General features: G+C 44.5%; 12 protein-coding genes. All 12 read right to left on the bottom strand.

Annotated elements, in window-relative coordinates:
* Positions 1-495: 495 nt before the first annotated feature.
* The 12 genes from HQN88_RS22400 to HQN88_RS22345 all read right to left on the bottom strand — a co-directional run bounded on the left by HQN88_RS22400 (position 496) and on the right by HQN88_RS22345 (position 15,037).
* The gene (locus HQN88_RS22400; protein ID WP_173116666.1) at positions 496-1,470 is read right to left on the bottom strand and encodes a formylglycine-generating enzyme family protein; all 975 of its coding nucleotides are present in this window, start codon (positions 1,468-1,470) and stop codon (positions 496-498) included.
* A gap of 41 nt (positions 1,471-1,511) precedes the next feature.
* Positions 1,512-2,051 (bottom strand): chromate transporter, encoded by a 540-nt coding sequence (locus HQN88_RS22395; protein WP_216855782.1) that lies wholly within the window; start codon positions 2,049-2,051, stop codon positions 1,512-1,514.
* A 17-nt stretch (positions 2,052-2,068) separates the two neighbouring features.
* Positions 2,069-2,716, bottom strand: coding sequence for a chromate transporter (locus tag HQN88_RS22390; RefSeq protein WP_173116664.1), 648 nt, complete (start codon positions 2,714-2,716; stop codon positions 2,069-2,071).
* A gap of 637 nt (positions 2,717-3,353) precedes the next feature.
* Positions 3,354-4,115, bottom strand: coding sequence for an MgtC/SapB family protein (locus HQN88_RS22385; protein WP_173116662.1), 762 nt, complete (start codon positions 4,113-4,115; stop codon positions 3,354-3,356).
* The gene (locus HQN88_RS22380) at positions 4,112-6,352 is read right to left on the bottom strand and encodes a glycoside hydrolase family 88/105 protein (protein WP_173116660.1); all 2,241 of its coding nucleotides are present in this window, start codon (positions 6,350-6,352) and stop codon (positions 4,112-4,114) included. Before HQN88_RS22380 ends, HQN88_RS22385 begins: the two co-directional genes overlap by 4 nt.
* Positions 6,353-6,366: 14 nt before the next feature.
* Positions 6,367-8,106 carry a hypothetical protein gene (locus HQN88_RS22375; RefSeq protein WP_173116658.1) on the bottom strand — a complete coding sequence of 580 codons (1,740 nt, stop codon included), beginning with the start codon at positions 8,104-8,106 and terminating at the stop codon, positions 6,367-6,369.
* A gap of 10 nt (positions 8,107-8,116) precedes the next feature.
* A complete protein-coding gene (locus HQN88_RS22370; protein ID WP_173116656.1) occupies positions 8,117-9,064 on the bottom strand; it encodes a sugar phosphate isomerase/epimerase family protein in 948 nt (315 codons plus the stop codon).
* 104 nt (positions 9,065-9,168) lie between these two features.
* Positions 9,169-10,188, bottom strand: coding sequence for a Gfo/Idh/MocA family protein (locus HQN88_RS22365; protein WP_173116654.1), 1,020 nt, complete (start codon positions 10,186-10,188; stop codon positions 9,169-9,171).
* Positions 10,189-10,214: 26 nt separating this feature from the next.
* Entirely contained in the window at positions 10,215-11,249 is a 1,035-nt protein-coding gene (locus HQN88_RS22360) for a Gfo/Idh/MocA family protein (RefSeq protein WP_216855787.1), read from the bottom strand.
* A gap of 165 nt (positions 11,250-11,414) precedes the next feature.
* A complete protein-coding gene (locus HQN88_RS22355) occupies positions 11,415-13,094 on the bottom strand; it encodes a type 2 periplasmic-binding domain-containing protein (RefSeq protein ID WP_173116652.1) in 1,680 nt (559 codons plus the stop codon).
* Between the two features lie 59 nt (positions 13,095-13,153).
* The gene (locus tag HQN88_RS22350; protein WP_173116650.1) at positions 13,154-14,026 is read right to left on the bottom strand and encodes a carbohydrate ABC transporter permease; all 873 of its coding nucleotides are present in this window, start codon (positions 14,024-14,026) and stop codon (positions 13,154-13,156) included.
* A gap of 45 nt (positions 14,027-14,071) precedes the next feature.
* Entirely contained in the window at positions 14,072-15,037 is a 966-nt protein-coding gene (locus tag HQN88_RS22345) for an ABC transporter permease (protein ID WP_246320393.1), read from the bottom strand.
* Between the last annotated feature and the right edge of the window lie 166 nt (positions 15,038-15,203).

Below are 15,203 nucleotides of genomic sequence, written 5' to 3'. Positions count from 1 at the left end.
GGAAATACTCCATCTATTTCGGACGTCAGCTCGCTTAACACTCAACCGATCACTTCAGCGCCAACCGCTCGAATAGATGGAAATACTCCATCTATTTCGGCCATCAGCTCGCTTAACACTCAACCAATCACTTCACCGCCTACCGCTCGAATAGATGGAAATACTCCATCTATTTCGGCCATCAGCTCGCTTAACACTCAACCAATCACTTCACCGCCTACCGCTCAAATAGATGGAAAAACTCCATCTATTTCCGCCAAATTAGCTGATTTCATTGAAATAAATGGAAAATATGCATCTGATTTCAAGGTAATTCTGTAAAATCAGTATTTTTGTATAAAATAGATGTACTTTTTCTATCAAATTCAAATTCCAATCGATTTCTCAGGATATTAGATGTACTTTTTACAGTTAATCTTTCCCCATCCTCACCACCGCACACACACGGCAAAAAGCCACCTATTCCGCAATGGAGAAGGTGGCTTTTCAGTTCTACTACTTGGCATCCGCCGCGCATCGAAAACCGATGTTGCCTGTTGAGCTGTCAGGCGTATTTTTACTGCGTGCTGCAACACGATAGCGATTGCAGTATGAACGGTGGCACAGGTATGAGCCGCCACGAAGTACTCGCGTGTCTCCGGAGGGAGGGCCGACAGGGTTGTCCCTTTTGCCCTTCACGTGATAGTTCGGGCTGAACCAGTCGGAGCACCACTCCCACACGTTGCCTGCCACGTTATACAAGCCATATGCATTTGGCTCGAATGCTTTGACAGGTGCCGTGCCAGCGTAGCCGTCACTTTGATTGTTTTTGTCAGGAAACTTCCCTTGCCAAATGTTACACATATGTTTTCCGCCTGGCTTAAGCTCGTCTCCCCAAGGATATCGCTTCTGGACTAGTCCACCACGAGCGGCAAATTCCCATTCGGCTTCTGATGGCAGTCGTTTGCCTGCCCATTTGCAATAAGCCATCGCATCGCTCCATGAAACATGGATAACCGGGTGATCCCAGCGATCTTCTACATGGGAGTCAGGACCTTCGGGATGCAGCCAATCTGCACCCTCAACCACCCACCACCATGGGGTTTGCTGTACTTTATTCTGCACATGTGCTGCCGTTGCTTCGGACACAAATAAATGAAAAACAAATGACCAGCCAAAGGATTCAGCCTCTGTTTTGTAATTCGTCGCATCAACAAATTGCTTAAAATCAGCATTCGTTACCGCACAAGTGTCTATGTAGAAGGACTTTACGTTAATCTCGCGTACCGGCCCTTCGCCATCCGCAGGGAAACCTTCACGGTCATCCGTTCCCATTAAAAATTTCCCACTAGGAATGAGCGCCATACCTTCTTTGCCAATTGGGCCAGCTGCATCTGGTATCTCAACTGAAATGAACGCTTCCGAATGTGCCGATGGTTGATCGGATGACGCACGGCTGGCTGAACAGCAAGTTGGTTTATTCGTTTCCATAACTGTCGTCCTCTCACTTTCTTTCTATCAGTTGCCTGCTATTAACTAAATATAGCAATTCCGACGAGTGCCGACAATACAATGGTTGCAAGTGGATGCCATTTGTACTTATGGACAACGATAAACACGCCCGCCGCGATGCCAATAGTGATGAGTACTTCCCACGAAAATAGTTGTTGTGTTCGGTCCGGGAAACCAAAATGAATGGCTGCATAGACGATTAATCCTGTTACAATCGGTCTCAACCCATAAAAGGTCGTATGCACTGCTCGACTTTGAACTATTTTATAAAAGAATGAAGAAATAATAATGACAATAATCAGAGAGGGTAATACTATACCAATCGTTGCAATAATAGCACCAAGTATGCCATCTGCTTTGTAACCAATGATTGTTGCTGTATTCGTTGCAATCGGCCCAGGCGCCATCCCTGCCGCAGCCACACTCTGAGCAAAATGCTCTGTTGTCATCCAATTATGCTGCTCTACCTCATGCTGAATGATCGGGATCATCGCATAGCCGCCGCCGAATGACATGAATCCTATTTTCAAAAAGGTAATAAAAAGCTCCCATAACACCATCTACATCGCCACCTTTCTCATATCCCATCCGCGATATAATAATCGTAGTAGGTGTAGCCATTGTAGGAGGTGTGTACAGGTTCTTTACCTTTTTCTAAGCTAATTTGGAAACCGAACGTTTCTTTCACTTTGACAAAAATGAAACCAATAAACAAGCCGATGAGAATCATGAAGAGCGGATTGATAGGAAGCAGCAACAGAATAGCTACCGTGCCGATCGCTGTAACTAACGTAGTTTTATCAAAAATGGCCGAACGAGCCATATTGTATGCCGCTAACACGATGAGTCCAATGATTGCTCCATGAATGCCTTTGAACGCGGCCACGACTTTCGGATCGGCCTGCATGAAAACCAAGAAAATGCTAAGTGTTAACGCAATTAGAAATGTTGGTAAAGCGATGCCGATGACGGCTGCCGCTGCACCAGGTATACCCGCCATTCGATAGCCAATAAATGCCGATGCATTAATACCGATCCCGCCAGGCGCAGAACCTGCTATGGATATGATATTGGATATCTCGTCTTGTTTGATCCATTCTCGCTTTTCTACCACTTCCCTTTCAATAACGGGAATCATTGCATAACCCCCGCCAAACGTGGAAGGTCCGATCTTGAGAAATGTCCAGAATATATCCAAACAAAGATGTAAGTGATGCTTTCGCATATGGATTCCTCCTTTAGCCCATTTGTATGGTAACTCAATTATACCCCACTTAACTCCAAAATGGAATAAACAATTTGAGTTTACAGGGAGATCCGAAAATTAACCAACGGTATTCACGCGAATTTAATTCCTTTAATCCGATCGTTTCACTCAGTTTAATCCAATCTGATTTTAAGTAAATATGATGGGAGAGATAGCTGGATGGGCTCGCGTGCGTCAATTGTTTCGACTAACAGCCTTCGGGCGGCGCTTTCAGGCTCGCGTAAGTCGATTAAATCGACTTAATTCGGACACTCTCTCCTCCGGCACACCTATTAGTCCGATATTATCGAATTAATCACACTTTCCCCATAACTAAACTTAAATTAGTCCGAAAAAGCCCAACTAAAACGCCTCAAACAACCTTCACACGAGCAAAACAGCTAATTAGTTCGACAGAATCGGACTAATGGTACTTTTTTACTCGTAGTCATCGTTTTAGTTCGGAAATATCGGACTAATGCCCTGCGAAATCATAAATAGCCAAGAGATGGCTGTCCATCTCTTGGCTTCTCCTGTACTTATTACCAATCACTTATTACCTGCCCACTCGTACACGTAGTCTCATACTCCTTATTTTCGCAAGCTCATCATTTCCCTAAGCCACTTGTTTATGAAAGACGAAGTTGGAGGCTTCCATGCTGACAACGATATCCAGTGCACATATTTGCTCATAGGCCGCAATCAATTTCTCATGCTTCGGACAACGCAAGCTAAAAACCAAATGCATGACTGGGTTTTCTCCATCAGATCCTTTCCCTACTAGAGGTGAAGGGGCACTCTCAGGCATCATCTTGAGATGAATCACTTGTATGCCCTGTTCCCCGAAACGAGCGGTTAACGAGCTGAGGAAGCCGGGATGCTCATTAATCGTAATTTCGACTTCATGCGTACGTCGGTGCCTGATGATATGCTTCTCCAACTTATTCAAGACATATAGACTGATGAGGACCAAAAAGGTACAAACCAGTGCCCCCGTAATAAAGCCTGCCCCGACGCTTAAACCAATGGCCGCAACCAGCCACACAGATGCAGCGGTCGTCAAGCCTTTAATGACATTGCCGTTTCGCAAAATAGCGCCAGCACCTAGAAACCCGATACCGCTGACAACCTGTGCAGCCAACCTAGATGGATCAATCCGAACATTCGGTTCATTCACAAATTCAGAGAATCCATAGATCGATAGCAGCATAATAGTCGCCGAACCCAAGCAAACTAGAATATGCGTTCGAAAGCCTGCCGCATGATTGTTCCATTCCCTTTCCAGACCGATCAAACCGCCTAGAAGGACCGCTAACACCATGCGAATAACTAAATCCAAATGACTAATTTGCCAAACACTATCGGTAGGATCTATCATTGCGCAGCCTCAAGCGGATCTGCCAGCCATTGGTTCAACTTCACAACTTCCGATCCAGCAAGCATCATAATGCCTACGCCGTGATTGTCATTTTTGACAGTAAGGAGATCCTTTTTATAATAGTCAGCTGTAAACGCATATCTCGATCCACTGCATACACCGTGCACATTGCCTTGCGCATCAATCGCAAAACAGGTCAGACCATCCCACGCCTTTAATGCCGCTTCAATGAACCGCTGAGGCTCCTTGAGCCAACCAAAGCGAACACCACGAGCAAAAGAATAAGCGAACATCGCTGTACACGAAGCTTCTTCATACGCATCTGTATCGTTCAATACCTGGTGCCATAGGCCGCTATCCGCTTGGAGATCCGCATATCCACCGCATAGCTCATTAAAGAATTCCACAAGCGCAAGTCGTGCTTCATGTGAAGCTGGCAATGCTTCCAACACCTCTGTTAACGAAAAGAGTGTCCAACCATTGCCACGGCCCCATGGGATTCCCGTCGCCATACCATATTTAAAATCAAACACATGCGACATTATGCGTTCCTCCGGCATATACAAGTACTTGCGGAAGAGCAAGAATTGCTTCGCGGCTTCATCAAGCGCATCCGATACGCCTGTGATCCGAGCGTAACGGCACAGAAACGGTGTGCTCATGTAAAGATCATCTGCCCACATCGTATTTTCCGAATACTCATCTGCACAAATCCGATAAAAAGCCCCGTCTTCCTTACGTTCTAAGCTATATAGAATGAAATCTGCGACTCGATTGGCAATGGTCATGAAGCCCTGATCCTTATCTTCCTGATACGCCTCCAACATGGCGGAGCCAAAGGAACCGCAGTTGTCCAACATTTTCATCATAACCAATTGTTGATTGATCGCTGGGAACCCGTACTGTTCACGATCCCATAGCGAATAAGCGAACATGTCTGTACAGCTTTGAACATGATCCAGGGCATACTGGGTAATGTCTGATCGCTCTAATAAGCGTCCTGTTTGCAACAGCCCATATATCGTAACGCCGAGCGGGTAATCCCATCGTCCATAATTGGTCACATTGCCAACTGTCCATTTATTGCTCAACATCGCATTCTCATAATAGGGGCGAATCCATGTGTCAGGACGATCTACGCGCCAATAGGTTTTCTCTTCGGCATTCACATCGAGCGAATACACACGATCTGTCTGTACCAAATCCTCATAAGATAAAGGGACATTCGCAGACAGAGGACCTAGATACAACCAAGGGCCAGCAGCACCATGAACTTGCTTCGGTAAACCGAAAGGAACAGCCTCATCACCGATGGAAGCATCAAGCGCGAAATCCCAACCCTTATTACCACAAACACTCCGAATGAGAAGCTGATGTTGACCATAAGAAAGCGGCACCTCGACATCAAAGTTGCCTGCCTCCGTAAGATCTACCACTACCTTGCCTTCCAGCCAAACAGTAAGCGCTCCAGTAGAAATACCCTTGATTACGCAGGTTTCTCTCCCCCGTTTTACATTGTTCAGCTGCGTCCAAGCATAAGCCTGTTTACCAAGCTGCCTCCCAAATAATCGCTCGCAGACAGGTATTGAGAGCTCATTCTCATCCCATTCACGAACGGGAAGCCAACGTAACCCATTATTCTTCTCTGAGGACATCGCATCCGGTAAGGAGCGACCCTCGAAAATATCGTTGTCCACTGGCGCAGAAAACACCCAACCCGCTTGTCCTTTACGTTCTGCAAACGGAGCTAGTACGTTCAGAATGCGTACCTTTGCCTCATCGGAACCGAATAAACAGCCGAAACCCGCAGCCGTATGCTTCGCTTTGATAAAAAGACGATTCCAGCCTTTGACGAAGTCCAGATTTAACTTCACAGTGGCATCCGGTTTAATCTCGTCAATGACCGTTGAACGATACGTCAGCTCATCATTGAAATAAAACTGAATCGGACCCAAGCAATTGAACAATACATCCAAATTGCGTTCGCCATCACTCCACACTAAGGCATAGGCATAGGAGAATTGACCCGGTTTTGCCTCAGGAAATCTACGGCCCAGATCGAGATCAAACATCCCTTTTTCATTTTGCAAAACGCCCTCTCGACTGAAGGCACGAAATGCGAAGGGTACAGGTGGATTCGCACCAATGTAGCGATCAGCCAGCACTTTCAATGTTTGTTTATGGTCATTTCCTACACGAGTTTGTATACTCTCTTGTTCATTGAAATAGGTCGTCATAACGAACTTCCTTTCTAAAGTAAACGGATCTTGAATGTCCGATCATAAGGCGTAACCAAGTTGACATGGACATACTGGCATCCAGATGGATGTTGATCTTCACGAACACTAGGCAGGATATGCTCATAGGCACCCGAAGAAATTTCAATCACATCTCCGTCTGCTTCGTACTTCATAGAACCGCTTCGCAAGAAGTACTTCCCTTCTTCCCCTGCTAGCAGATCATCACCACTCACCGTACCTTCATTTCCAAAAATAAAGGTCAACTGCGTGAAGACATCCTCACGTTCATCAGACGATACATGGATCGTCCATTCCGAATCTCCAGAAGTGATTTCTGCTTGCAATTCAAGCTTCTGCACATGGGTCATCGGCCGATGCTGATGCGGCAGCAAATACCAAGGGCTGAGTGTTGAGCCCTCAGTTCCTGCAGGCAGCAAAGGACGCGGAATTGGCCCGTTATAACCTTTTTCCAACACTGTATCCAGCTTGTACCCAGCTTCGCTCGTCGTCAGATTCGTGAACTTCACAATGCCTGGCGAGAACGAAGTAGCAAGTTTAACACCGAGGAGCCTTGCTTTCCCTTTGCGCAGTGAGAAAAACGACGGAGTCTGCGTCATAATCGTGACACTTTGATCCAGATCACGGATCCGAACCAACGGAGCTCCGAAAGAGAGATGCATGCTGCTATGCTGAATGTGCATATGATGGCCAACACCATCGATTTGCTGCAAATGTTCCTTCATCGGATGCTCGGCATTTATCATTTTCACATATCGATCAAGGAGCGGTGCTCGTTCCAACTGAGAAATATCTGCCTCTGGGTATACGAGTATATTCATCAGAGGATGGTTATTCACGCCTTCGTGGAAGCCTGTGATGAAGGATCCTGCATAATCAGCCATTGCCGCAAAGGTCGGATCCTGATCATACGCCGCCATTAAGCGATAAATCGGAAAGTAGTTCGCCATCGTAGCGGTCTGGCCGAAATCCTGACGACCAGAGTAATCTGTTACCACTTCGCCCGACGGATGAATTAAGTACATCATCATCCGAAGATTACTTCGCACACATGCGATGAGCTCAGGGCGGTTCATCAAACGCCCCGTATGATAAAGGGCAATGTTACTAACTGCGTTATAGATCCCGTTACTGCGTTCTGTCCATTCCCCATCTTCGGTTATATCTAATCCTTCAGCTAACCAATCTTCGGCTCGTGCCAGAAGCTCGGGTTGCGGGAAAATCTCATGCAACAACGAAAGAGCTGCGGTAAGCACCCAACGATGATTCGGTGTATGACAACCACCAGTCAGCATGGCTGGTATCGTGCGCTCCAAGAAGAGCTTCAGCTTATCTGTCACAGGCTCAAGTTCAGCCCAGTCGTGCTTGTTAAGCAATTGGTAGATCTGTGTTACGCCTCCGACTACGAACGCCGTATCGGGGGGAGAATTATAATTCGTTGAGCCAAGTGAAACTGTACCATCCGCATGTTGTCTGTTCAGCATGAACGTGGCCGCTTTGTCCAAGGCATTCAAAAGAAATTCATCCTGATAATAACGAGAATCCGGATTTACCAAAGCAGACGCCCAGCCAGCAATCATACGCGGTGTACTCATGTGATTAGCTCGGGCAATGCCCGTTTCATCCACAATGCCTCCGTAATATTTGGATTGCAGATCAAGAATCTGACCCAGAAGCGTAGCTTCTGTTAGTTCATCATTTAAGCTAACTAAGCGATTATAAATAGCATCCACGTTGGTCACCTTACCCTTTCTTCGCTGCAATTTTACTGGTGATGAGGTTGTGACTCTCATGAATTTCATTCGGCTCGCACAGCGCTTTGAGTTCATATACTTTCACTTTGGCATAATCAATAGCTTCAAGGAAATGGTCAAAATAGTGCAGGTCCTTGCTGTGGACATAAGGACACCAGTGATCAGCAAGTTCCAACGTTTCATGGATGTGTACACCATAAATGTATTTCTTAACTTCTTGCAGCTCTTTGAGATTATCGTATAAGCCCATACGGTCCATCATCATCGCATGGCCGATATCGTACCATAAGTACACAGGACTGCCTGTCAGGTTGTCGCAAATCGTTTTGGCTTCCATCAAGGAAGGCATCTGATACGATCTGGAGCGAGTTTCAATGCCGATCGCGACATTCCAGCCTTTTCGAGCCGCATGCTCGCTTACAATTTCCAAACTTTCTTGAATTCTTTGCGTATACAGAGGACTCAACCGATCACGTCTTTCAATCATGACGCTCCACAAGTTCTGATACTCCAGTGAATTCTTGCCGTGATCTCGATAAAGCTTTTTCAAATCCACATCAATGTTATAGTCAAAAGGCACTTCACCTGGATGCACGACCACAGCTTTGGCCCCATATCGATGGGCATATTCCATAGAACGGATTAGCAACTCTACTGAACGTTTACGCTTCGCTTCATCATCAAAGCCCAGCATGACGGAATCCGTATCATAATCCTTATCATTGATGAACGGAAATACATTGTGCACACTAGATATACCGATCTCACCCTTTTCAATCATCGGCTCAATCGTTGTCATCATTTCTTCCGTAACGTTATAGTTTAGCTCGACATTACGAAAGCCCAGCTCTTTAATTTCCTCAATCATGCCACGTCCTACCTTGTGCTTCTTGATGTTCCAACAGGTTGAAAACGAATATTCCCCTTTATCGATCATGTCTCTTCCTCCTAATTGTTCTTCGTGTATGAGTATGAAAGAAAGGTCAGAATTCCCTTACTGCTACGAAGGGTATGCTCTGGCCTTTCCTTAGAGATACGGTTTTATTCTGAAAGGTCATTCAGCTCCATGACAGCACCATAGCGCGCAGACAAAGTCGAGGCTTCCATTAATCGAGTCAAATCAAAGGCAAACGCAATATTCTCTGTTGCCGTCGTTCCTTGCTGCATATGGGAAACCCATTGCTCAAAGGCTGTAGGCAGTTTAGGTAAATTCGTCACCTCTTGCCATCCTGTGGAGGCTTGACCTGACATTTTGGTGCTTCGGATGCGTAATTTATCATCAGTTCGGGCATACATAAGATTACCTTCTGTTCCTTGAATCTCCATATCGAATTGCGAATAGCTGTTAACAAATCCCGCTTCTACAATGCCCAGCGCACCGCTTGGATAACGTAAGGTGACTACGGCACTATCTTCGACTTCACGATTCGTGATATAACCGAAGCTTGCACTAACGCTTTCCGGTAATCCCAGAAACAGTCGAGCTAAGTACATCGGATGACACCCCAGGTCCATCAGGGCTCCCCCACCGCACTGCTCCAAGTTGAAGAAATGAGATGGAAGTGCACCGTCTGGATGATTCTCTGTTCGCAGTGCACCATTATGTGCAAGTCGAATGCGCACAGTAGTAATCGTACCTAGGAGGCCTTCGCGGATACACGTTAACGCAGCTTGTGCAAAACCCATGTAGAGACGCGGTAAGGATACGGTTAGTTTGATTCCGGTTTCCTCAACCACGGCAAGTATTTCTTTGCATTCTTTGGTGGTCGTAGCTACAACTTTTTCCGTGAATATGTGCTTACCTGCTCTGGCAGCTGCGATAATAATCTCATGATGTCGATTCGTTGGCGTACCCACAATGACTGCATCAATGTCAGGATTTCTCAGCAGCTCATCCAAGTTTCCGTAAAAAGCAACACCGAGTTCCTCGGCTTTCCCTCTGCCTCGCTCCTGGATTTCATCCCATACAGCAACAATTTCGGTATCCGCATGTTCGGCTGCTAGACGTGCATAATCTTTGGCATGGACGTGCCAGAAGCTCAACATCGCTACTTTAATCATAGTTCGACTGCCTCTCTTTCGATGTATTAGTCAAAATAGACAGCTTTCCCCGTTCGATTTGATTCATAAATCGCTTCAAGAATCTCAGAAACAACGTAGGATTGTTCCGGTGTAACGACAGGCTCTGTATCGTTGATGATGGCATTAATCCATAACCGGATTTCTTTATCTTGCATCGTTTCTTTCTTACCTTCATAGAAATCTGCGCCTTTTGCTTCGAATTGCATTTGGTTCACGTAGAGACGACTATGATTTTCACCATTAATACGTAAGCCATCCTGCATATCGGCACCGCCATCTGTACCGCAAAGTGTACATTTCGCTTCCTTCGTATCCAGTGTGTTGAGCGCCCAGCTCGCTTCCACCATAATCGTTGCACCATTTTTCATAACGATCATAGCAAAAGCTGAATCCTCAACCTTGAACTTCTCTGGATCCCAAGGCCCCCAAGAATTTGCCGCATTTTCCTTACGTGAAAGTTTATGATAAGCGGTGCCCAGCACCACCTTAGGTTCATAGTTATTCATTAACCAAAGCGTTAAATCGAGCGCATGTGTACCAATATCAATCAGCGGCCCGCCGCCTTGCTTCTCTTCATCCAAGAATACACCCCAAGTGGGAACACCACGTCTGCGAACAGCATGAGCTTTGGCATAATAAATTTCGCCTAAATCCCCATCTTCAATAACTCGTTTCAAATATTGACTGTCAGCACGGAAACGATTGTTATAACCAATTGTTAATTTCTTACCTGTTCGTTTCGCTGCTTCCACCATACGGCGTGCATCAGCTGATGTTTTGGCCATCGGTTTCTCACACATCACATGCTTGCCTGCTTCCAATGCAGCAATCGAGATTTCCGCATGTGAATCATTCGGCGTACAAATATGAACGACATCAATCGTTGGATCTGCGAGTAATTCGCGGTAATCCTCATAGACTCTGGCTCCAGGTGCGCCGAATTTCTCAGCAGCCTTATGAGCACTTGCGGGAAAAATATCAAAGAATCCGATAACTTCAGCTTGCTCAATTTTGCTCAAACTGGGTAAATGCTTCCCCATTGCAATACCGCCACAACCGATGATGGCTACTTTCACTTTGTTCACTATTGGCTACCCCCATGATGTAAAGCTAATATCTGCCTATTTAAAGAAGATGCTGGACATCGATGAGAGACCTGCACATACAGGCGCCTTCTATCGATATCCAGCTCTTCTAAGAAACGTTTACTTCACAAATTCCATCTGTTGTTTGATGATGGCCATAGCATCCTTAGCCAAGAACGCTGTGTTTTTATTTTCTGCATACCATTTATTCATGAACTCTTCGAGTTTCTTGCCGTCTGCTTTATCCCAAGCTGCTTGTGAATCTTTAATCGCTTGTTCTGGCGTGTACTTAGTACCACTAAGGATAGCTTTAACGAAAAGATCATCTTTTTCTTTCAAAATTGTTGTATTGATAACTTGAAGATCTGCTGGATATACCGGCATATGATCGCCTAGTGTGATTCCTGGATATTCTCTTGATGGATCGAAGTAAATACCTTGGATCACTTTATACATTTCCATGTTGATTTTTTGATCAGGCAGCACATCTGGGTTGCTAAGCCCACTCAACGTATAGTTACATTTGTCTATGCCAGCTGAGTAGAACATGGAATAGTCTAATGCGTAAGCAACTTCATTTTTGGACTTATCTGCATCAATAACTTGAGGACAGCCATTTGCAGCCTTCTTCCAGTGGACTCCTTCATCCCCGTAGATCGTCTTCCGAGCATTGTCGGTCTGCATCATAAAGTCAAGATAGCGGCCAACTGCTTCAGGATCCTTCGCTTTCGCGTTCACAACCGTTGTCATTTGAACTGGATTATCGATCGCACCAGTAAATGTGCCCATAGGTGATTTCGGATAACCTAATGGTGTAATTTCAACGCCAGGTACATTTTTCTTCAATGTAGGTAAGTCAAGACCACCTACGCTGCCAGAGAACTGTACAAAAATCCCGATCTTTCCGTTAAGGAAGTCTTGCTTCGCTTTATTGCCATCTTTATCGTTAATGTAATCTTTGTCGATAATTCCGCCATCATAAAGTTTCTTCTTGAATGTCAGGGAAGCTAATTCTTTGTCCCATGCACGAACAACTTTGCCGTCCTTTATATCCCATGCCAGCAACGTCTTTGAAGAACTCTCACCGAAAATTTCATTAATTGCTTGCTCTGAATACGTACTCATGTTCATGCCGTACGTATCTTTCTTACCATTACCATCTGGGTCTTGATCAACAAATGCTTTCGCTACGTTATATAGTTCATCTGTCGTTGTCGGCATTTGCAAATTCAACTTTTTCAACCAATCGGTACGAATATAAAGAATATGCGCTGGAGTCGCTTCCTTAACCTTACCAATTTCGTAAATCTTGCCATCTTGTTTTGTTCCTGCTTTCTTCAGCTGAGGATACTTCTCTAGTAGCTTTTGATATTCTGGCATATATTGCAAAATGTTGTCGATCGGCATCAATTGTTTTTGGTCATACAAACTGCCTCTAAACGGTGTATTATACTCGTTGACAATATCTGGAGCCGAACCGGAAGCAAACAGGACGTTTAATTTTTTCGTAGAGTCGCTTCGAAGAATTGGAACGAATTTTACATTGGCTGGTCCCTTTTGGTTAATAAACTTGGTCCAGCGATTTTCTTCATAGGTGCCTTCCGATGCCGGAACGCCACCGCGATCGTACATGGAAACTGTAACATCTCCACGTTTTGCTGGCGTCACTGCTGCAGACTTAGTCGCTTCTGCTGACGTTGGTGTTGCTTCTTCTTTCTTGTCACTGCTGCAGCCCGCTAATGTTGCCCCTAAAGCTACAACCCCTACTGTCATTCCAAGCCATAGTTTCTTGTTTTCCATATGCACGTTCCCCCTACAAGATTATATTATCGTTTTGTTAAACGGGAATACCTTCGTTGCTAACCTTTAACTGATCCTAACATAACTCCCTTGACAAAATACTTTTGCAAGAATGGATATACTAACAGCATAGGTACAACCATGACAACAACCCCTACAGATTTCACCATCTCTGTCGCAACCGTTTGCTGTTCCTCCAAATTGAGGGAAGGGGAGTTCAATAAATCATTTTTCTGCAACATCCCTTGGACCACTACAGTTAAGTTCAACATCTCACTTTTATTGATATACATGAGCACGTTCATAAACGAATTCCAGAAGCCAATCCCATAGAATAACGCAAGTGTAGCCAACATGGGAAGTGAGAGCGGTAATATGATCCGAATGAGCAGTGAAGTATCATTACAGCCATCAATCCGTGCAGCTTCCTGTACTTCATAGGGAATATTCTCGAAATAGCTTTTCATAAGAAGCATGTTATAGGTGCTGATGAATCCAGACAGCCATAAAGCCCAATAGGAGTCAATAAGGTGCATGTTCTTGATCACGAGATATGTGGGAATTAATCCACCCGAGAAGAGCATGGTGAACACCATACCCAGAACTAGATAGCGTCTTCCAATCAGATAGGATCTAGACAAAGGATAAGCAGCTAGTATAGTACCCAATAAACTTAACACCACACCGACCACTGTAATAACCACACTATTTTTAAAAGCACTCCAAGCAGGGCTGGCGATGAAGAAAATTTTATAAGCTGTTAACTCTAAACCCACTGGCCAGAAGAAGACATGACCTGATTCAACAGCGGATCGCTCACTTAGAGATAGAGCTATGATATGAATAAATGGCAGAATACAAGTTAAGGCGATTAATCCGAGTACTAAATAATTGATGGCATAAAAAATTTTTTCGCCGTTTGTCGCTTTCATACTAATCCTCCTTCCACGGATGTTGAACTTGATGTATACAGGATGCTAGAAGAGTGCTTGATCATATTTCTTAGCGATCCGATTAGCTATAAGTACAAGACTGCAACTAATGATGGATTCAAAAAATCCCATGGCTGTTGTTAAACTAAACTGTGCATTGCCTAAGCCAATTTTATAAATATACGTACTTATGACTTCAGACACTTCGGAAACTCCAGCGTTCTGTAAGTTGTAGACTTGATCGAAGCCTACTTCCATAACCTTACCCATGGCTAAAATGAGCAATAAGATAATTGTGTGACGAATGCCTGGGATTGTTACATGCCACATTTGCCGCCATTTCGCAGCTCCATCCATAGCTGCAGATTCATATAAAGATGGATCAATGGTCGTAAGCGCTGCTAGATAAATGATGGTGTTAAAACCCATTTCTTTCCAAATTCCAGAACCAACAAATATGGTTAGCCAAGACTTGGACTCATACAGGAAAGTTATCGGTTCAATTCCAAAGAGGCCGAGCACCTTATTGATTGAACCATAATCCGTTGCGAATAGAGACAACACGATGCCGGAAACAATAACCCACGAGAAGAAATGCGGTAAGTAGATGATCGTTTGCACCCATCTTTTAAACCACGAGCGTCTCACTTCATTTAATAAAATAGCTAGAAAGATTGGCATCGGAAATCCAAATACCAAGCTCAGGAAACTTAACCAAAACGTATTCCAAATAATTTGGAGTGTATTAGAACTAGAGAATAATAAATGAAAATTTTTCAGTCCCACCCAAGGACTTCCCAAAATTCCATCTGCAAAATTATAATTCTTGAAAGCGATAACAAGTCCACCCATAGGCCAGTATTTGAATAAAATATAGTAAGCAATAACAGGAACCAGCATGATAAACAAAGGAATGTTCTGCTTCAGTCTTCTTCGTCGTTTTAGTCGCATGGCACTTAACTCACTTTGAGTCATCTGGATGTCAGGAGTTTTAATAATATTCCCATTCATGTTTGCTTCACTCCTTTACTTTAATCTTATAACCCTATGATATAAGTTTTTATAGGAAAAACCCTTAAAATATTATAGAAGAAACTATAAATTCATTGGGTCATTACTCGCTTTTTTCTTCTTTTTTTACGAGGACTGACAAGCACACAAAAGGCGAACTTCCCCA

This window comes from Paenibacillus qinlingensis, from assembly GCF_013204845.1.
Classification (GTDB): domain Bacteria; phylum Bacillota; class Bacilli; order Paenibacillales; family NBRC-103111; genus Paenibacillus_E; species Paenibacillus_E qinlingensis.
Note: the sequence above shows the minus strand (reverse complement) of the source record. Positions and strands in the feature narration are given on the sequence as shown.

What these genes read in the sequence shown, in the direction of transcription:
- HQN88_RS22355 (WP_173116652.1), bottom strand. Translation starts at nt 13,094, where the DNA reads ATGGAAAACAAGAAACTATGGCTTGGAATGACAGTAGGGGTTGTAGCT.
- HQN88_RS22360 (WP_216855787.1), bottom strand. Translation starts at nt 11,249, where the DNA reads ATGGGGAAGCATTTACCCAGTTTGAGCAAAATTGAGCAAGCTGAAGTT.
- HQN88_RS22385 (WP_173116662.1), bottom strand. Translation starts at nt 4,115, where the DNA reads ATGATAGATCCTACCGATAGTGTTTGGCAAATTAGTCATTTGGATTTA.
- HQN88_RS22395 (WP_216855782.1), bottom strand. Translation starts at nt 2,051, where the DNA reads ATGGTGTTATGGGAGCTTTTTATTACCTTTTTGAAAATAGGATTCATG.
- HQN88_RS22370 (WP_173116656.1), bottom strand. Translation starts at nt 9,064, where the DNA reads ATGATCGATAAAGGGGAATATTCGTTTTCAACCTGTTGGAACATCAAG.
- HQN88_RS22345 (WP_246320393.1), bottom strand. Translation starts at nt 15,037, where the DNA reads ATGAATGGGAATATTATTAAAACTCCTGACATCCAGATGACTCAAAGT.
- HQN88_RS22380 (WP_173116660.1), bottom strand. Translation starts at nt 6,352, where the DNA reads ATGACGACCTATTTCAATGAACAAGAGAGTATACAAACTCGTGTAGGA.
- HQN88_RS22390 (WP_173116664.1), bottom strand. Translation starts at nt 2,716, where the DNA reads ATGCGAAAGCATCACTTACATCTTTGTTTGGATATATTCTGGACATTT.
- HQN88_RS22400 (WP_173116666.1), bottom strand. Translation starts at nt 1,470, where the DNA reads ATGGAAACGAATAAACCAACTTGCTGTTCAGCCAGCCGTGCGTCATCC.
- HQN88_RS22350 (WP_173116650.1), bottom strand. Translation starts at nt 14,026, where the DNA reads ATGAAAGCGACAAACGGCGAAAAAATTTTTTATGCCATCAATTATTTA.
- HQN88_RS22365 (WP_173116654.1), bottom strand. Translation starts at nt 10,188, where the DNA reads ATGATTAAAGTAGCGATGTTGAGCTTCTGGCACGTCCATGCCAAAGAT.